The sequence below is a fragment of the Nocardioides baculatus genome (genome assembly GCF_016735675.1).
In the GTDB taxonomy this organism is placed as follows: Bacteria; Actinomycetota; Actinomycetes; order Propionibacteriales; family Nocardioidaceae; genus Nocardioides; species Nocardioides baculatus.
The window spans coordinates 90,325-108,037 of record NZ_JAERSG010000006.1; the positions used below are offsets into that span (position 1 = coordinate 90,325).

Sequence of the window (17,713 nt, forward strand, 5' to 3'; positions counted from 1 at the left end):
TCCTAGTGTCATGACCGTGACGGTTTTGACGCATGACAGGGAGACGTCCCGGACGACGACGGGCCTCGTGCTCGCCGTCGCGTCGGCCACGTCGTTCGGCCTCTCCGGGGTGCTCGCACGTGGGCTGCTCGACACCGGCTGGAGCGCCGGTGCGACCGTCGCCCTGCGCATCGCGATCGCGGCCGTCGTGCTCGTCGTCCCCGGGGCCCTCGCCCTGCGCGGTCGCTGGCACCTCGTCCGGACCAACGCGGGAGTGATCACCGTCTACGGCATCGCGGCCGTGGCCGGCGCGCAGCTCTGCTACTTCTACGCCGTCTCCTACATGCAGGTGAGCGTCGCCCTGCTGCTGGAGTACACCGCTCCCGTCGCCGTGGTCGTCTGGCTGTGGCTGCGTCATGGGCACCGCCCCTCGGGCGTGACCCTGCTCGGTGCGGCCATCGCCGCCGCTGGGCTCGTGCTGGTGCTCGACGTGGTCTCGGGCGCGGAGCTGAGCGCGGTCGGGGTGCTCTGGGCGCTGGGCGCGATGGTCGGCGCGGCGACCTACTTCATCATCTCCGCCGACGAGGACAACGGCCTGCCCGGCATCACGCTGGCTGCGGGCGGCCTGCTGGTCGGCGGCCTCGTGCTGCTCGTGGCCGGAGCCTCCGGGGTGCTGCCGTTCCACGCCTCGACCGCCGACGCGGTGTACGACGGGCGTGCCGTGGCGTGGTGGATCCCCGTCGTGGCCCTGGGCCTGGTCACCGCCGCGTTCTCCTACGTCACGGGCATCGCGGCCGGCCGCAGGCTCGGCAGCCGGTTGGCCTCGTTCGTGGCCCTCGGCGAGGTCCTGGCTGCGGTGGTGTGGGCATGGCTGCTGCTCGACGAGCTCCCGCGCGGCATCCAGCTCGCCGGGGGAGTGCTGGTGCTCGTCGGCGTGGTGGTGGTCAAGCTCGGGGAGGGGCGGGCGCCGCTCCTCGTGGAGCCGCTGCCCGACCCGGAGTCCGTCAGCGAGCGTCCTGCCGCTTGAGGAAGACCTCGCGGTGCAGCAGCAGGAGCGCGGCGGCGACGGGCACTGCGAGCAGCGCGCCGATGACGCCCATCAGCGACCCGCCGACCAGGGCGGCCACCACGGTGACCGAGCCCGGCAGGTCGACCGACTTCTTCATGATCCGCGGGTAGATCACATAGGACTCGAACTGCTGGTAGGCGAGGTAGTAGACCAGCGCGATGAGCGCGACGGTCGGCGAGATCGTGAGGGCCAGCAGCGTCATGATCACCCCGGAGACGACCGCACCGACGACCGGGATCAGTGAGAAGAGCCCGACCACGAAGGCCAGCGCGAAGGCGTAGTCACCCAGGCCGATGACGAACGAGAAGATCAACGTGCTCAGCCCCGCGCAGAGCGCGACGAGGAAGGCGCCGGCGACGTAGGCGCCCGTCGCGCGGATGATCCGGTCGCCGAGCTCGCTCACTCGCGGGCGCTTGGAGGCCGGCGCGAGGGAGTACCCCGCGTGCTTGATGCTGGGCAGCGAGGCGAGGAAGTAGATCATCAGGACGATCACGATGAGGCTGTTGGTCAGCGCCGACAGCACCCGCAGGCCGACGCCGAGCGCGCCGCCGAAGACCTTCTGGCCGAAGTCGCCGTTCTGGATGTACTCCTGCGCCTTGGCGATGATGTCGAACTGGTCGTCGAGCTTCTGGACCTGGCTGTTGGCCTGCAGGTCGTCGAGCCAGCCGGGTGCGTTGCGGGTGATCTGCGTGATCTGGTCGCTGATCACGGGCGCGACGGCGAAGACGAAGAGGGTCAGCACCCCGATGACCGCGACCAGCACGACCAGCACCGACAGTCCGCGACGGATGCCGCGGCGCATGAAGAACTCCACGACCGGGTTGAGCCCGATCGCGAGGAACATCGACATCACGAGCAGGATCAGCACCGAGGAGATGCTGAGGACCTGCTGGGTGAGGAAGATGGCGATGACGGCGCCGAGGGCACCGAAGAACCCGATCTTGAACGGGGAGTGCCGCAGCAGGAGCGGGGTCGGCTCCGCCGGTTGCGCCGCGACGTAGGGCGCGGGTGAGGACTCGTCGACCACGAGGTCAGTCGCGTCGTCGATCTTCTCGGCGATCTCGGCGGCCGACCTGGCCGACTCCTCGGCGGACTCGGCCGCGGCCTCGGCGCGGTCGGCGTCCTCGCTGACCTGCTCGACGACCGCCTCGAGCACCTCGGGAGCCTCGGCCAGCGTGAGGTCCTCCGGGATGTCGACCGGGGTGTCGGTCGGGGTGTCGGTGACGGTGTCGGACGCGGCGTCGCGGGAGGTGGTCACCTCCCGGAGCCGGTCGCGCCAGCTCAGGGCTTGTCCTCGGCGAAACCGGCGACCACGTCGCGCAGGGCGCCGAGCTGGGCGGTGATCGCGTCGCGGCGCTTGGTGATCCGGTCGACCTCGGCCTGGATGTTGGCCAGCTCGCGCTCGGCCTCCGCGGCCCGGGTCGCGCCGATCGAGTCGGCCTGCGTGCGGGCGGAGGCGACGACCTGCTCGGCCTCCCGCCGGGCACGCGAGAGCAGGCCCTCGGCCTCGCTCTGAGCCTGCTGACGGTGGGTGTTGGCCTGGGCGGTCGCCTCGCGGGCCCGCTGCTCGGCCGCCGTGGCCCGCTCCTCGGCCTCGGCGACGAGCCGCTGGGTCTCGGCGGTGGCGTTGCTGTGGTGCTCGGCAGCCTCGCGCGTGAGCCGCTCCTTCTCCACCGCGAGCGTGCGGCGTGCCTCCTGGACCTCGCGGTCCGCGGCGGCGCGCGCCTGCTCGGCCTCGCGGGTCGCGGTCACGCGTAGCTCGTTGGTCTCCTGCTGGGCGGCCAGTCGCAGCTGGTCGGACTCGCGACGGGCCGCCGCCACCAGGTCCTCGGCCTCGGCCTTGGCGAGGCTGCGCTCAGTCTCGGAGTCGGCCGTGATCCGCGCGCGCATCTCGTCGAGCTCCTTGAGCTGCACCAGGCGCATGTCGTCGGCCTCGCGGGCGGCGTCGGCCCGGATGCTCTGGGCGTCGCGCTCAGCCTGGGTCCGGATGTCGTCGGCGTCGCGTCGTGCGGCGTCGCGCACGTCACCGGCCTCGTCCTCGGCCAGCTTGAGCATCGACGTGGCTCGGCCACCGAGGCCGGCGTAGGTCGGGTTGGTGTTCTCCTCGAGCTCCGAGCGCAGCCGGTCGAGCTCGCGCTCGAGCTCGATCACCCGCTCCTCGCTGCTGGCGAGGCTGGTGGCGAGGCCCGACTTCTCGGTCTGGAGCTGGCCGACCCGCTGGTCCACGGCCGCCTTGTCGTAGCCACCGCGGCGTACGACGGGCAGCGGGGCGGCGGCGGGCGCCATCGGTCGCGCCGCGGCAGGGGCAGCCGCCCGGGGCGGGACCACGGGGGCGCGGACGGTGCGCTCGTCGTCGACCGCGGGCCTCGCGGGCGCGGCGGCGACCGGAGAGGTGGCGACGGGTGCTGACCCGGGTTGCTCGGTCTTCGCCGGCTCCGGCTCCTCCGTCGCTGCGGGCTCGGGCTCCACCTTCTCCGCGCGCGCGGGGGCCGGCGCGGGCGCGGCCTTCTTCGCCGCGGGTTGCTCCTTCGGCGTCACCGGCATGACCTGGGTCTCCTCACCCGCGTCGTCGCCGGACTCCGGCTCGTCGTCGAAGATGGACAGGCCCTGGTCGGAGCTCATGCAGCGACACCCACTCTCACGTCGTACGGACTGCGTTCTGGAACGAGGTCCAGTGTTGCCGATGCCCGGACATGAGGACACCCCGGCTCGCGGGCAATGCGCGAGCCGGGGTGTGACGAATCTCAGACGTGCCTCCGGAGGGGTGAGGTCACACCCCGCGGAAGCGGTTGATCGCGGTCTCGTGCTGCGCGCGCATCTCGTGGTCGCGCACGCCGAGGCCCTCCTCGGGGGACAGGCAGAGCACGCCGACCTTGCCCTGGTGGGCGTTCTGGTGGACGTCGAGCGAGGCCTGGCCGACCTCGTCGAGGGTGTAGGTCCGCGACAGGGTCGGGTGGATCTTGCCCTTGGCGATCAGGCGGTTGGCCTCCCACGACTCGCGGTAGTTGGCGAAGTGGCTGGAGATGATCCGCTTGAGGTTCATCCAGAGGTAGCGGTTGTCGTACTCGTGCATGTAGCCCGACGTCGACGCGCAGGTGGTGATCGTGCCGCCCTTGCGGGTGACGTAGACCGAGGCGCCGAAGGTCTCGCGGCCCGGGTGCTCGAAGACGATGTCGATGTCCTCCCCGCCGGTGAGCTCGCGGATGCGGGCGCCGAAGCGCTTCCACTCCTTCGGGTCCTGCTGGGTGCCCTCGTCGTTCCAGAACCGGTAGCCCTCCTCCGAGCGGTTGATGATCAGCTCGGCGCCCATGCTGCGGGCGATGGCGGCCTTCTCCTCGTTGGAGACCACGCACACCGGGGTGGCGCCGCCGTTGAGGGCGTACTGCGTCGCGAAGCCGCCGAGGCCGCCGGAGGCGCCCCAGATCAGCACGTTGTCGCCCTGCTTCATGTCGCCGCCGTTCTTGCTGACCAGCTGGCGGTACGCCGTGCAGTTCACGAGGCCGGGGGAGGCGGCCTCCTCCCAGGTGAGGTGCTCGGGCTTCGGCATCAGCTGGTTGGCCTTGACCATGGCGACGTCGGCGAGGCCGCCGAAGTTGGTCTCGAAGCCCCAGATCCGCTGCTCGGTGTCGAGCATCGTGTCGTTGTGGCCGTCGGGGCCCTCGAGCTCGACGGAGAGGCAGTGGGCCACCACGCGGTCGCCCGGCTTCCACTTCGTCACGCCCGGACCGGTCTTCAGCACGACGCCGGCGAGGTCGGAGCCGACCACGTGGTAGGGCAGGTCGTGGCGCTTGGTGAGCTCGCTGTTGCGGCCGTAGCGCTCGAGGAAGCCGAAGGTGGAGACGGGCTCGAAGATCGAGGTCCACACCGTGTTGTAGTTGATGGCGCTCGCCATCACGGCCACGAAGGCCTCGCCGGGGCCGAGCTCGGGGAGGGGCACGTCCTCGACGTGGAGGGACTTGCGCGGGTCCTTCTCCTTGGCGGTGAGCCCCTCGAACATGTCCACCTCCTCCTTCTTCACGAAGGCGGCGCGGTAGGACTCCGGCAGCTCGAGGGAGGCGAAGTCCTCCGGGGTCGCGCTGTCGGACTGGATGGCGTCGAGGATCTTCTGCACGGGTGTCTCCTGCTGGCTGTGAGGCAGTGGCGGTGAGGCATCGGTGGATCGGGCGTCAAGATACCCGTGGGTAACCTGCGGTGGTGCAGAGTGTGAGGTACGTCGCTAGCGGGCCGGCTCGACGAGCTCGACGAGCACCCCGCCGGCGTCCTTGGGGTGGATGAAGTTGACGCGGCTGTCCGACGTGCCGCGGCGCGGGGCGTCGTACAGCAGCCGGAGGCCGCGCTCGCGCAGCACGTCGGCGACGTGCTCGACGTCGTCCACGCGGAAGGCGAGCTGCTGGATGCCCTGGCCGTTGCGGTCGAGGAACTTCGCGATGGTGGACTCGGGCGTGAGCGGCGCGAGCAGCTGGATGCACGACCCTCCCGGATTCGAGTCACTGTCGCCGACGCCGACCATCGCCTCGCGCACGCCCTGCTCCTCGTTGACCTCCTCGTGGAGGACCGTCATCCCGTAGGCATCGCGGTAGAACGCCATCGCCTCGTCGAGGTCGGGCACGGCGATGCCGACGTGGTCGATGGCGGTGAAGAGGTGCTGGACGTCGGACGGCAGGCTCATGGCGACATGCTGACGGACCGCGTGCCCGGGCGCGAGGGGGTGTGACGTGTGCCTCACGCCGGACGTGTCACAGCACCTGCCGCCGGGCGTACGCCGATGGGTATCGTCGGCAGCATGACTGGATCAGTGATCGTTGCCGGAGCCCGCACCCCGATCGGCCGCCTGCTGGGCGGCCTCAAGGACCAGTCGGCTGCCGACCTCGGTGGCGTCGCCATCAAGGGCGCGCTCGAGAAGGCCGGCGTGACTGGCGAGCAGGTTGACTACGTGATCATGGGCCAGGTCATCCAGGCCGGTGCCGGGCAGATCACCGCCCGTCAGGCCGCGGTCAAGGGCGGCATCCCCATGAACGTCCCGTCGATCACGATCAACAAGGTGTGCCTGTCGGGCCTCAACGCGATCGCGATGGCCGACCAGCTGATCCGCGCCGGCGAGCACGAGATCGTCGTCGCCGGCGGCATGGAGTCGATGACCCAGGCGCCGCACCTGCTGCCGAAGAGCCGTGAGGGCTTCAAGTACGGCGACACCGCCCTCGTCGACTCGATGGCCTACGACGCGCTCTACGACCAGTTCACCCACCAGGCGATGATCAGCCTCACCGACGGCTGCAACGCGGTCGGCGCCCACCTGACCCGCGAGGAGCAGGACGCCTTCGCCGCGCAGTCGCACCAGCGCGCGGCGGTCGCCTGGAAGAACGGCGTCTTCGACGACGAGGTCGTCCCGGTCACGATCCCGACCCGCAAGGGCGACGTCACCGTCGCCGAGGACGAGGGCATCCGTGGTGACACGACCGTCGAGTCGCTCTCGGGACTGCGCCCCGTGGCCAAGGACGGCACCATCACCGCCGGCTCCGCCTCGCAGATCTCCGACGGCGCCTGCGCCGTCGTCGTGATGAGCAAGGCCAAGGCCGAGGAGCTCGGCCTGACCTGGCTCGCCGAGATCGGCGCCTCCGGGCAGGTCGCCGGGCCCGACTCCTCCCTCCAGCTCCAGCCGGCCAACGCGATCGCGAAGGCCGCGGAGAAGGAGGGCATCGCCGTCTCCGACATCGACCTGTTCGAGCTCAACGAGGCGTTCGCCGCCGTCGGCATCGAGTCGGCGCGCCAGCTGGGCGTCGACCAGGACAAGGTCAACGTCAACGGCGGCGCGATCGCGCTGGGCCACCCGGTCGGGATGTCCGGCGCCCGGATCGTGCTCCACCTGGCCCTCGAGCTCCAGCGCCGCGGCGGTGGCGTCGGTGCGGCCGCGCTCTGCGGCGGCGGTGGCCAGGGCGACGCCCTGATCGTCCGCGTGCCCGCCTCCTGAGGCAGGCATGAGGCGGGGTGCTGCCGTCCCTGACCTGGTCGCGCGGGCGCGCGAGGGCGAGGCCGCGGCGGTCGCCCGCCTGATCACCCTCGTCGAGACCGACTCACCGGTGCTGCGCGAGGTGATGGCGGCGCTGCGCGAGCACACCGGCCGCGCCCACGTGCTGGGCATCACCGGCGCCCCGGGCGTCGGCAAGTCGACGTCGACCAACGCCCTCGTCGCGGCGCTGCGTGCGGACGGTCGTCGCGTGGGAGTGCTGGCGATCGACCCGTCGTCACCCTTCTCCGGCGGAGCGCTGCTCGGCGACCGGGTGCGGATGGGCGACCACGCGCTCGACCCCGAGGTCTACATCCGCTCGATGGGCGCCCGTGGCCACCTCGGCGGGCTCGCCCGCTCGACGCCGCAGGCGGTGCGGGTGCTGGACGCGGCAGGCTGCGACGTCGTCGTCGTCGAGACCGTGGGAGTCGGCCAGAGCGAGGTCGAGATCGCCGGCCTCGCCGACACCACCCTGGTCCTGCTCGCGCCGGGCATGGGCGACGGGATCCAGGCCGCCAAGGCGGGGATCCTCGAGATCGGTGACGTGTACGCCGTCAACAAGGCCGACCGCGAGGGCGCCGAGCGCACCCGCCGCGAGCTGCGCACGATGCTCTCGATGGCCGAGCGGCCCGAGGGCGCGTGGCGACCGCCGGTCGTGCGGACGGTGGCCAGCACGGGGGAGGGGATCGACGGGCTGCTGTCCGAGGTCGATCGTCACGCCGCGTGGCTCGCGGAGTCGGGCGAGCTCGCCCGACGGCGTACGGCCCGGGCGCGGAGCGAGGTCGAGGCGATCGCGCTCGCCGTGGTGCGCGAGCGCTGGGAGCGGGCCGGCGGAGCCGACCTCGACGCGCTAGCGGGGCGCGTCGCCAGGGGCGACGTCGATCCCTACGCAGCCGCGGACGAGGTCCTGGCTCAGGCCTGAGCGAGCACGCGCCTCATCTGGGACGCGACGTGGGCGGTCCACGCCCGCAGCACCGGCATGCTGACGTCGTCAGCCGTGATGGCCAGCAGGTGCTCTCCCTGGGCGGAGGGGATCGCCGTCATCACCGTCTGCGTCGGGCCGGCGACCAGCTCCACGGTCACCACGTCCACGACGGGCACGCTGGACGCCGTGCTGTTCCGCCGCCGAGCGAAGGAGCTGCGCGCCACGCGAGCGGCCGGCACCAGCTCGGTGTGCTCGTAGCCGTAGGACTTGAGCGGGAACCCCGAGGCCGTGCACAACAAGGCGGACGACGGGCCCTCCACTGCGTCGAGGACATCGACGACGGAGCGCCACAGTGCCTCGACGGACGACAGCGCGTCGGTCGTCCCCCGCGCGTCCCGTTCACCCGGTTCCACGGGACCTGTCGGCCCGTCGTGGACCGCCACGGCCCCGAGGGCCCGCACCTGCTCACGGCGATGGTCGGATGCCCGGCCCCGCCAGGCGGTCGCCGACGTCCGGCTCCGCGCTGCGACCTGATGAGTCGTCACGAGTACGTCCTTCCCCCACAAGTACGAGCAACCGCCCCGAGGCGCCCGGTTGTGTCGAGCACGTTGCTTTTGTGGGAGAAGCGTAACCACGTCGGACGGTGTCGCCGTGCACCTTTCGTGGGTTCTCCGCAGAACCACCCGTCTGGGCTAGTACTCGCCTGCCGGCGTCCCCGGAAACAGCTCGTCCCGCTCGCGAGCCGCATGCGTGGGGCGGGCGGCTCGGGAGCGGGACGTCGATCGGCGAGGTCGGCTGTGGGGTTCCGACTGAACGTCGCCGTTACCGTTTTGTTGCTGTCTTGTGGAGATTGTAGACCTTGTGCGGGAGCCGCGCTCGCTTCTCACGCAGATTGGACGCACATTGCGACGCACATTGCCGTGGGACGCACCTCGACCCGGGCCGTGCTCGCCGGCGTCAGCTGAGCCGCAGCGTCTGGCCGGTGATGCGGGAGGCAGCGCTGCTCGCGAGGAAGAGCGCGGCGTCGGCCACCGCCTCTCCGGCCCGGGTGCCCTGCTCGCGCGTCAGCGTGGTCCCGGCGACCCGGCTACCGGCGCGTGGGGCGTACTGGCGGGGGAGCACCGGCCGCGTCGTCTGGAGCACGGCGTTGACCCGCACACCGAGCCCGGCCCACTTCTCGCCGGCCCGGGCGGTGGACTCGATGACCTGCGCCTGAGCCTCGTCGGCGGTGGACGACAGCTCCAGCCACGTGCGTACGGCGCCGGTGTTGACCACGCAGCCGCCGCCCAGGATCGGGCTCTGGCTGAGCTTGAGGCGCAGGCGGGTGGTGAGGAAGGTGGGTCCGAGCAGGCCGGAGCGGGCGGCCTGCGCGACGAAGGCCTGCTCGTCGGGCGGCAAGCCGTAGGGGAGGTTGGCCGAGGCGGCGAGCACGAGCACGTCGAGGTGGTCGACCATCCCGACGAGGTGGTCGATCGACTGCTGCCGGGCCAGGTTGACCGACTCGTAGTCGAACGCTGACAGGTCGGTGTCGTAGAGGGCCCGCAGCATCATGGTGCCGGTGACCGTCACCGAGGCGCCGAACTCGGCGAAGGCGGTCGCGATGGTGTGTCCCTCACCGCGAGTGCCGCCCACCACCAGCACCTGGTAGCCGGCGAAGTCGTATGACCCCGATGTCATGGCTTCGCCTCCCGTCGACGTGGCCCGCCCCGATCTGGTTTTCTACCACGCCCTAGGGGTGGGGTCACACTCGGGATCGAGCGCCGCCGGGACCCTCAGACCACATCCTCCTCACGCATCACTTCACTCAACACTTCCTCCTCGAAGAGGGGGTCCGCGAGGTCGGGACGACCGGTCCGGACGGCGGCGAAGGTCCACAGCTTGTTGAAGACGAACGACACGGGCATCACGAGCGCGATGACGATCAGCTGCGACCAGTAGAGGCGGTTGCGCAGACCGCTGGAGTCGTCGAAGACGCTCGTCGGGAGGCTGATCGGGGAGTGCGGGTGCATGAGGAGGGTGAGCAGCGCCAGGCCCACGACCTGGCCGCCGAACCCGACCGCCAGGAACGGCCAGTACTCGTGCCACCAGCCCGAGACCCGGCTGCTGCGGAAGGTCCAGGAGCGGTTGAGCTGGAAGTTGGACAGGTTGGCCACGAGGAAGGCGATCGTGGAGAAGACGTGGTACCAGCGGAGGTTGAAGTCGGTGCTCCCCAGGCCGATGACCGCGTCGTCGAAGTGCGGACCGATCCGGCGCAGCACGACCAGCGTGAGCAGGTTGACGAGCACGCCCGAGCCCCCGACCACGCCGAAGCGCGCCAGCAGCGCGAGATTCCGCCGGTGGCGCACGTAGAGGGCGCTGCCCCGCGATGCCATGTGCCCGAGGCTACCCACCCAGGCGATCGCGCGTGGGCACTCTCCCTAGGATTGTCCCCATGACGCAGCAGCCCTTCAGCCGTCCCGGTGCCATCGACCTCTCCGGTCTCGGACAACCCGCTCCGCGTGCCGGTGCCCCGGCCGGCGCCCCCGGCAGCACGCCGGCGCCCGCCGGGTCGTCGTACAGCGTCCAGGTGGACGAGCAGAGCTTCCAGGGCCTGCTCGAGCAGTCGATGACCGCCCCGGTGCTGCTGGTGTTCTACTCCCGCACCCGGATGCCGGAGAGCGGACAGCTCGCCGACGACCTGGTGACGGTGGTGGACGAGCACGAGGGTCGCTTCCTGCTCGGCCTGGTCGACATCGACGCCGCGCCGCAGATCGCCCAGGCGATGCAGATCCCGTCGATCCCGCTGGTCGTCGCCGTCGTCGACGGCCGGCCCATGCCGCTCATGCAGGACGTGCTGCCGATCGACGAGCTGCGCACCGCGCTCCACCAGGTGGGCCAGCAGCTCACCGCCCAGGGCATCGCCGGACGTCACCAGCCGCGGAGCGCCGCGCCCGCCGCGGAGGGCGAGGAGGAGACGGTCGACCCGCGCTACGCCCCGGCCCAGGACGCACTCGTCGCCGGAGACATCGACGGCGCCGTGCGGGAGTACCAGAAGCTGCTGGACGCCAACCCCGCCGACGTCGAGGCCGCCGGCGGGCTCGCGATGGCCAAGGTCATGCAGCGCACGCAGGGCGTGGACCTCAACGAGGCGCGCGCCGCCGCGGCCGAGCGTCCCGACGACGTCGACGCGCAGACGATGGTCGCCGACCTCGACATGCTCGGCGGCCACGTCGACGATGCCTTCACCCGCCTGGTCAACCTCGTCGCCCGTACGTCGGACGCCGACCGCACGAAGGCGCGCGACCACCTGCTCGGCCTGTTCGCCGCCGTCGGCAACGACGACCCGCGCGTGCTGGCGGGTCGTCGCAACCTGGCCTCGGCGCTCTTCTGAGCCCTACCTCTTGTCGAGGACCGAGCGGCCGGCCTCGAGCCGGGCGACGGGGACCCGGAAGGGCGAGCACGACACGTAGTTGAGCCCGATGTCGTCGAAGAAGTGCACCGACCGCGGGTCGCCGCCGTGCTCGCCGCAGACGCCGACCTTCAGGTCGGGCTTGGTGGCGCGCCCCTTCGTCGTGCCCATCTCGACCATGCCGCCGACGCCGAGCTGGTCGAGGGACTCGAAGGGCGAGACGTCGAAGATGCCGTGCTCGAAGTAGCGGCTGAAGAACGAGGACTCGACGTCGTCGCGCGAGAACCCCCATCCCATCTGGGTCAGGTCGTTGGTGCCGAACGAGAAGAAGTCGGCCTCCATCGCGATGCGGTCGGCGAGGAACGCCGCCCGGGGCAGCTCGATCATCGTGCCGATCGCGATGTCGAGGCTGACCCCGCGCTGGTCCTCGACCTCGGCGATCTGCTCCTCGAGGGTGTGGCGGACGATCTCGAGCTCGCGGACGCTGGCGACCAGCGGGACCATGATCTCCGGGCGTGGAGTCCCGTGCGCCTCCATCCGGTCCGCGGCCGCCTCCGCGATCGCGCGTGCCTGCATCTTGAACAGGCCCGGGATCTGGATGCCCAGGCGCACTCCGCGCAGGCCGAGCATGGGGTTCTGCTCGTGCAGACGGCGTACGTGCGTGAGCAGCGTCGCGTCGTGCTCGTCGACCTGGCCGCGCTCCTCGGCGAGGGCGACCTCGACGCTGAGCTCGGTGAGGTCGGGCAGGAACTCGTGGAGCGGCGGGTCGAGCAGCCGGATCGTGACCGGCAGGCCGTCCATCGCCTCGAGGATCTCGGTGAAGTCCTGGCGCTGGAGGGGGAGCAGGGCCGCGAGCGCGGCCTCCACGCCGGTCTCGTCCTCGGCGACGATGAGCTTCTCCACGAGCTCGCGACGCTCGCCGAGGAACATGTGCTCGGTGCGGCACAGGCCGATGCCCTGCGCGCCGAACCGGCGGGCGCGGGCGGCGTCCTCAGGGGTGTCGGCGTTGGTGCGCACGCGCAGCCGGCGGGCACCGTCGGCGTGCGCCATGATTCGCGACACCGCGTGGGCGAGGTCGTCGTCGAGCTTCTCGCCCTCGAAGTGGCGTACGACGACGGAGTCCGCGACCGGCACCGCGCCCTTGAACACCTCACCCGTGGTGCCGTCGATCGAGATCACGTCGCCCTCGGTGACGGTCTCGCCGTCGCGCACGCGGAACTCGCGGGCCTTGGTGTCGACGTCGAGCGACTCGGCGCCGCACACGCAGGTGCGGCCCATGCCGCGGGCGACGACTGCCGCGTGGGAGGTCTTGCCGCCGCGGCTGGTGAGGATGCCGCGCGCGGCGACCATCCCGCGCAGGTCGTCGGGGTTGGTCTCCTTGCGGACCAGGATCACGTCCTCGCCGCGCTCGGCCCACTCCACGGCGGTGTCGGAGTCGAAGACCGCCTTGCCGACGGCCGCGCCCGGTGAGGCGTTCATGCCCATGGCGAGCAGCGTGCGCTCGGCCTTCTCGTCGAAGCGGGGGAACATCAGCTGGGCGAGCTGGTCGCCGGTGACGCGGAGGACCGCCTCGTCCATCTCGATCAGGCCCTCGTCGACCATGTGGACCGCGATCCGGAACGCCGCCTCGGGGGTGCGCTTGCCCACGCGCGTCTGGAGCATCCAGAGCTTGCCGCGCTCGACGGTGAACTCGATGTCGCACATGTCGCGGTAGTGCCGCTCGAGCCGGGCCATGATCGTCATCAGGTCGTCGTGGGACTTCCGGTCGATCTCGGCCATGTCGGCCAGCGACACGGTGTTGCGGATGCCGGCGACCACGTCCTCGCCCTGCGCGTTCTGGAGGTAGTCGCCGTACTCGCCCTGGGTCCCGCTGGCGGGGTCGCGGGTGAAGGCGACGCCCGAGCCGGAGTCCATGCCGAAGTTGCCGAAGACCATCGCCTGCACGTTGACGGCCGTGCCGAGGTCCTCCGGGATGCGCTCCTGGCGGCGGTAGAGCCGGGCACGGTCGGTGTTCCACGAGTCGAACACGGCGCGGATCGCGAGGTCCATCTGCTCGCGCGGGTCCTGCGGGAAGTCGCGGCCCGTCTGGTCCTTGATGATCTGCTTGAAGGTCTCGACGACGCCGCGGAGGTCGTCGGCGTCGAGGTCGAGGTCGTTGTCGGTGCCCTTGGCCTTCTTCACCTCGTCGAGCGCGTCGGCGAACAGCTCGGACTCGACGTGCAGCACGGTGCCGCCGAACATCTGGAGCAGCCGGCGGTAGGAGTCCAGCGCGAAGCGCTCGTCCTCGCTGCGGGCGGCGAGGCCGCCGACCGAGGTGTCGTTGAGGCCGACGTTGAGGACGGTCTCCATCATGCCGGGCATCGAGAACTTCGCCCCGGAGCGCACGGAGACGAGCAGCGGGTCCTCGGCGTCGCCGAGCCGCTTGTCCATCGCCTCCTCGAGGGTCGCGAGGTGCTCGGTGACCTCCTCGGCGAGGCCCTCCGGCTCCCCGCCCTCGGCCAGGTAGGCCCGACACGTCTCGGTCGAGATGGTGAACCCGGGTGGCACCGGGAGGCCCAGTGTCGTCATCTCGGCGAGGTTCGCCCCCTTGCCGCCGAGGAGGTCCTTCTGGTCCTTGTTGCCTTCTGAGAATTCGTAGACCCACGCCATGGAGGCATCCTGCCTCAGCGGCCGGACTCCGTATACGGCTGCGTGCCGCCCACTGCGGCTCGTACGCGGCGGGCAGTGAAGTCGGCCGCGAGCTCGTCCACCTCTTCGAGGGTGCAGAAGCGCACGTCGCGGATCTCGCGCTCCTGCTTGACCACGTCGTCGAGCACGTCGGCGGAGAGCGTGCCACCGTCGAAGACGAGGCACACCGCGTCGTCCCAGCCGCCCCACGGCGGCAGCCAGTCCGTGAGCAGGAGGCCGGCCGGCTCGACCTCGAGGCCGAGCTCCTCCTCGACCTCGCGCTGCACAGCGACGCGCGGTGACTCGCCGACCTCGACGACGCCGCCGGGCAGGTCCCAGTCGCGCTTGTAGGTCAGCTGGCACAGCAGCACCCGGCCGTCGGCGTCGCGGATCAGCATCTGCGAGATCGCCCGCTTGCGCGGGAGGAACGAGTTGAGCAGCGAGCGGAAGCCGCCCGGCTCGTTGACCGGCGCATCCGTCACGAGTCGCGCGTAGACGATCAGGTCATCGGGCTCGCCGTCGGCGCCCAGCCCCCGGCGTACGCCCTCGCGGTGCATGCCCGCCCACGTCGCGGCGCGCTGGCCGGTGCCGTCGCTGCTCCCGACCCAGGCCTCGACCCGGGTGTGCTCGACCAGCGCCTCCGCGACCTCGCGTCGCAGCTCGTCGGTGCTGACCTCGCCCGACCACTCCAGTCGCGCCACCTCGCCGTCGGAGGTGAGGGTGATGGGACTGGGCACCCGGCCACCCTAACGAGGAGGCGTTGAGTCAGCGCACCACGTCGAAGCGCGCCATCATCCCGTGGTCCTCGTGGTCGAGCATGTGGCAGTGGATCATGAACGGGCCGGTGTAGTCGGTGAAGCGGGCGGCCACCTCGACGACCTCGCCGGGCTCGAGGCGCCAGGTGTCCTCGAGGCCCTGCTCCCAGGGTGGGGGCGTACGGCCGTCCCTGAGGACGGTGCGCCACTGCTCGGCGTGGATGTGGACGTAGTGGGTGACGTCGCTGGTGTTGCGGAAGCGCCAGCGCTCGACGGTGCCGAGCCGGGCGCGGTGGTCGACACGGTCGGGGTCGAAGGACTTGCCGTCGATGGTCCACGCGCTGCCGCCATGACCCGACGAGTGGGTGCCGTCGTGGAGGCCGAAGGTCCAGGTCTTCGACACCTGCTTCGGGACGGGGGAGACGAGTGCGGGGGAGGGGAGGCGCGAGGGGAGGCGTGAGGGGTCGCTCGCGGCGGCCCCGACGCGGAACTCCATCACCGCGGTCTGGCGGGCGTCCGCGCCGGTGGTGCCGATCGCCGCCGGCACCGACTCGAGCACGATCCGCCGGCCGGTCGAGCCGCTGAAGTCGACGATCACGTCCGCGCGCTGGGCCGGGCCGAGGAGGACCGACGAGCGGACGACGGCGCGGGGGAGCAGGCCGCTGCCCGTGCCGATCTGGAGGATCGGTCGACCGTCGGAGAGGGTCAGGTTGTAGCTGGAGAACGGCGAGGAGTTGAGCAGCCGGAGCCGGTAGCGGGTGGCGGAGACGCCGAGGTACGGCGCCGCGCGGCCGTTGACCAGGACCGTGTCGCCCACCGTGGCGTCGTTGGGCGGGGCGTGGTCGCCGGTCCACGTCATGCTGCCATGGCCGTCCGACCCGTGGACCATCTCCGGCCCGGCGGCGAACGGGTCGGTCAGCTGGTTGCCAGCGGTGAACGACCGCTCCGAGATCATCAGCGGTACGTCTCGCGAGCCCGTCGGCAGACGCAGGCCGGCCATCGGCGGGTCGGTGACGATGAACATGCCCTGGAGGCCCCGCCAGTTGTTGCGCGCGGTGCGGTCCATCCTGTGGTCGTGGTACCAGAAGAACGAGCCCGGGGTGGCCTTCCCGTCGACCGTCAGCGGGTAGTCGTAGGTGCGGCTCTCGCCGTGACGGACCAGCTGCGTGGTCGGCTGGCCGTCGTCCTTCGCCGCGTGGTGGTCGCCGTGGAGGTGCGTCGACGTCGCGCCGGCGCCTTTCGGGAGGTGGTTGACGATGGTGACGTGGGTGCCTGGGCCGCCGCGGCGCCGGATGGTCGGTCCGGGGTAGGTGCCGTCGAAGGTCCACATCGACGTCCGCGGGCCCTCGGGCAGCGACCGCACCCGTGCCCGCTTCATCACCAGGCGGATGTCCGCGCCGCGCTCGGTCGGCGGCACCACCAGCGGCTGGTCGAAGGTCGGCCGCTCGGGCTCGACGCCGCCGCCCGTTCCGGCGACGGTCAGCACCCCGCGCATGCCGGGGTGGAACTTGCAGTAGAAGGCGAAGGTGCCGGCAGCGAGCGACTCGATGCCGGGAACGGTCGCGGTGGTGCCGGCAGTCACGCGTACGTCGAAGAGCGGCAGGCCGTCGGGACCCTTGTCCACCGAGGTGAAGGTGTGGTCCATCGAGTCGAGGTTGACCACCGTGACGGTGCCGCCGCCGGACACCGTGACCTCGGGGGTCGAGAAGCCGGTGCGTGCGCCACCCTCCTCGATCACCACGGTGGCGTTGCGGGCCGGCTCGGCGAACGCGACCGAGCGGGGTGACTGCGGCGCACCGCCGACGTCGTACGCCACGAAGGTCGCCGTCGCGAGCGCCACGACGGCGGCTCCGACCCAGATCCGTCCCGGCCCCCCGCGGGCCGACTGTCCCCACATCCGTCCGAGTGTGCTCCTCCTCGCCGCGACGTCCACACCCTTTTCCCGGTGGTCTGGACATCGACAGAACTACGGATGACGTCGCCCGCCGGTAGTGCCTTACTGAAGTGTTGCCCGGGGCTTCGGGCAGCAGTCCAGAAAGGTTCGGTCCACCATGCAGATGGTCAACAGACTGCGCAGGAGCGTCGCAATCGTGGGTGCGGCAGCACTCGTGTGCTCGCCCCTCCTGCTCGCACCGGGCACGGCCAGCGCCAGGCCCACCTCCGTGTCGTCACGAGCTGCGACGCCGCAGCTCACGCTCACCGTCACCGGCAAGTCGATCAAGGTCGACGCTCCCGGCCGGCTGCGGCCCGGCCGGGTCCGGCTCACCGTCGCCGGCAAGGGCAGCGCCGAGATCGCCAGGCTCGCAAAGGGCTACAGCCCGGAGGAGTTCGTCGCCGACCTCAACTCCTTCGGCGCGAAGAACGACATCAAGGCGCTCAAGCACGCTCTCGCCAACGCCCAGATCCTGGGCGGGTTCCAGGGCGGGGGGTCGGGGACGGTCGTGCTCCCGAGCGCCGGGTCGTACCTCCCGTTCTCGCTCGGCCAGCGCGGCGTCCTCCTCGGTGACCCGATCGTGGTCCGTGGCGCCAAGCGTGCGTCCTCGACGCCGAGCACGGACGGCCGGATCATCGCGAAGCCGGGCCTGTCGTGGGGCGGGTCATCGACCCTCCCGGCGAAGGGCCGCCTGCTCTTCAAGAACAAGGCCAGCACGGGCATCCCGCACTTCATCGTCCTGTCGCAGGTCGTCGAGGGCACAACCACCGACCAGGTCCTCGAGTTCCTCCAGAGCGGGGACGAGGGTGCGCCCCCGTGGGGCCTGCCGGGGGGCATGGAGACGGGCTCGATCAGCCCCGGCAAGAGCATGACCGTGAACTACGACCTGCCCGCGGGGCAGTACGTCGTCATGTGCTTCTTCCCCGATCCCGAGATGGGCGGCATGCCGCACGCCCTGATGGGGATGCTGGAGATGATCCACCTGACCTAGCG

15 protein-coding genes are annotated in these 17,713 nt (G+C 71.2%); 5 read left to right on the plus strand and 10 right to left on the minus strand.

Annotation, left to right across the window (positions count from 1 at the left end; all coding sequences use genetic code 11):
* Window positions 1–16: 16 nt before the first annotated feature.
* Window positions 17–1,006 carry an EamA family transporter gene (locus tag JI751_RS18220; protein ID WP_307814361.1) on the plus strand — a complete coding sequence of 330 codons (990 nt, stop codon included), beginning with the start codon at window positions 17–19 and terminating at the stop codon, window positions 1,004–1,006.
* On the opposite strand, the gene JI751_RS18225 is transcribed toward JI751_RS18220, so the two are convergent.
* From JI751_RS18225 to mce, 4 genes are all read right to left on the minus strand, one after another.
* Window positions 984–2,306, minus strand: a complete 1,323-nt coding sequence (locus JI751_RS18225; protein WP_201939874.1) for an AI-2E family transporter — start codon at window positions 2,304–2,306, stop codon at window positions 984–986. The genes JI751_RS18220 and JI751_RS18225 overlap by 23 nt on opposite strands.
* A 23-nt stretch (window positions 2,307–2,329) precedes the next feature.
* Window positions 2,330–3,670: a coiled-coil domain-containing protein gene (locus JI751_RS18230; protein ID WP_201939875.1), complete on the minus strand. Its 1,341-nt coding sequence runs from the start codon at window positions 3,668–3,670 to the stop codon at window positions 2,330–2,332.
* 148 nt (window positions 3,671–3,818) lie between these two features.
* Entirely contained in the window at window positions 3,819–5,159 is a 1,341-nt protein-coding gene (gene ccrA / locus JI751_RS18235) for a crotonyl-CoA carboxylase/reductase (RefSeq protein WP_201939882.1), read from the minus strand.
* Between the two features lie 105 nt (window positions 5,160–5,264).
* Window positions 5,265–5,717, minus strand: a complete 453-nt coding sequence (gene mce, locus JI751_RS18240) for a methylmalonyl-CoA epimerase (RefSeq protein WP_201939884.1) — start codon at window positions 5,715–5,717, stop codon at window positions 5,265–5,267.
* A 114-nt stretch (window positions 5,718–5,831) separates the two neighbouring features.
* Here mce and JI751_RS18245 point away from each other — a divergent pair, with 114 nt between their 5' ends.
* Both JI751_RS18245 and meaB read left to right on the plus strand, forming a co-directional pair.
* Window positions 5,832–7,016 (plus strand): acetyl-CoA C-acetyltransferase, encoded by a 1,185-nt coding sequence (locus JI751_RS18245; protein ID WP_201939886.1) that lies wholly within the window; start codon window positions 5,832–5,834, stop codon window positions 7,014–7,016.
* 7 nt (window positions 7,017–7,023) lie between these two features.
* Window positions 7,024–7,974, plus strand: a complete 951-nt coding sequence (meaB, locus tag JI751_RS18250) for a methylmalonyl Co-A mutase-associated GTPase MeaB (protein WP_201939887.1) — start codon at window positions 7,024–7,026, stop codon at window positions 7,972–7,974.
* Here the strand turns inward: meaB and JI751_RS18255 are convergent.
* The 3 genes from JI751_RS18255 to JI751_RS18265 form a co-directional block, all read right to left on the minus strand.
* On the minus strand, window positions 7,965–8,390 hold the full coding sequence (locus JI751_RS18255) for a hypothetical protein (protein WP_201939889.1): 426 nt from the start codon (window positions 8,388–8,390) through the stop codon (window positions 7,965–7,967). The two genes, meaB and JI751_RS18255, sit on opposite strands and share 10 nt — an antisense overlap.
* A 544-nt stretch (window positions 8,391–8,934) precedes the next feature.
* Entirely contained in the window at window positions 8,935–9,654 is a 720-nt protein-coding gene (locus JI751_RS18260) for an SDR family oxidoreductase (RefSeq protein WP_201939891.1), read from the minus strand.
* Window positions 9,655–9,749: 95 nt separating this feature from the next.
* Window positions 9,750–10,349: a GtrA family protein gene (locus tag JI751_RS18265; protein ID WP_201939893.1), complete on the minus strand. Its 600-nt coding sequence runs from the start codon at window positions 10,347–10,349 to the stop codon at window positions 9,750–9,752.
* Between the two features lie 59 nt (window positions 10,350–10,408).
* Here JI751_RS18265 and JI751_RS18270 point away from each other — a divergent pair, with 59 nt between their 5' ends.
* Complete coding sequence (locus JI751_RS18270; RefSeq protein WP_201939895.1) at window positions 10,409–11,347, plus strand: co-chaperone YbbN; 939 nt, start codon at window positions 10,409–10,411, stop codon at window positions 11,345–11,347.
* Window positions 11,348–11,350: 3 nt separating this feature from the next.
* Here the strand turns inward: JI751_RS18270 and ppdK are convergent, their stop codons facing one another.
* The 3 genes from ppdK to JI751_RS18285 are packed head-to-tail and all read right to left on the minus strand — an operon-like array spanning window position 11,351 to window position 16,684.
* A complete protein-coding gene (gene ppdK / locus JI751_RS18275) occupies window positions 11,351–14,014 on the minus strand; it encodes a pyruvate, phosphate dikinase (protein WP_201939897.1) in 2,664 nt (887 codons plus the stop codon).
* A 14-nt stretch (window positions 14,015–14,028) separates the two neighbouring features.
* Window positions 14,029–14,769: an NUDIX domain-containing protein gene (locus JI751_RS18280; RefSeq protein WP_201939898.1), complete on the minus strand. Its 741-nt coding sequence runs from the start codon at window positions 14,767–14,769 to the stop codon at window positions 14,029–14,031.
* Between the two features lie 28 nt (window positions 14,770–14,797).
* The gene (locus tag JI751_RS18285; RefSeq protein ID WP_201939900.1) at window positions 14,798–16,684 is read right to left on the minus strand and encodes a multicopper oxidase domain-containing protein; all 1,887 of its coding nucleotides are present in this window, start codon (window positions 16,682–16,684) and stop codon (window positions 14,798–14,800) included.
* 193 nt (window positions 16,685–16,877) lie between these two features.
* Between JI751_RS18285 and JI751_RS18290 the strand changes: the two genes are divergently transcribed.
* Window positions 16,878–17,711, plus strand: coding sequence for a hypothetical protein (locus tag JI751_RS18290; RefSeq protein WP_201939901.1), 834 nt, complete (start codon window positions 16,878–16,880; stop codon window positions 17,709–17,711).
* The last annotated feature ends 2 nt before the right edge of the window (window positions 17,712–17,713 follow it).

Bases quoted from the DNA above. Each gene is read 5' to 3' on its own strand.
- JI751_RS18230 (WP_201939875.1), bottom strand. From the start codon at position 3,670: ATGAGCTCCGACCAGGGCCTGTCCATCTTCGACGACGAGCCGGAGTCC.
- mce (WP_201939884.1), bottom strand. From the start codon at position 5,717: ATGAGCCTGCCGTCCGACGTCCAGCACCTCTTCACCGCCATCGACCAC.
- JI751_RS18245 (WP_201939886.1), top strand. From the start codon at position 5,832: ATGACTGGATCAGTGATCGTTGCCGGAGCCCGCACCCCGATCGGCCGC.
- meaB (WP_201939887.1), top strand. From the start codon at position 7,024: ATGAGGCGGGGTGCTGCCGTCCCTGACCTGGTCGCGCGGGCGCGCGAG.
- JI751_RS18260 (WP_201939891.1), bottom strand. From the start codon at position 9,654: ATGACATCGGGGTCATACGACTTCGCCGGCTACCAGGTGCTGGTGGTG.
- JI751_RS18265 (WP_201939893.1), bottom strand. From the start codon at position 10,349: ATGGCATCGCGGGGCAGCGCCCTCTACGTGCGCCACCGGCGGAATCTC.
- JI751_RS18270 (WP_201939895.1), top strand. From the start codon at position 10,409: ATGACGCAGCAGCCCTTCAGCCGTCCCGGTGCCATCGACCTCTCCGGT.
- ppdK (WP_201939897.1), bottom strand. From the start codon at position 14,014: ATGGCGTGGGTCTACGAATTCTCAGAAGGCAACAAGGACCAGAAGGAC.
- JI751_RS18285 (WP_201939900.1), bottom strand. From the start codon at position 16,684: ATGTGGGGACAGTCGGCCCGCGGGGGGCCGGGACGGATCTGGGTCGGA.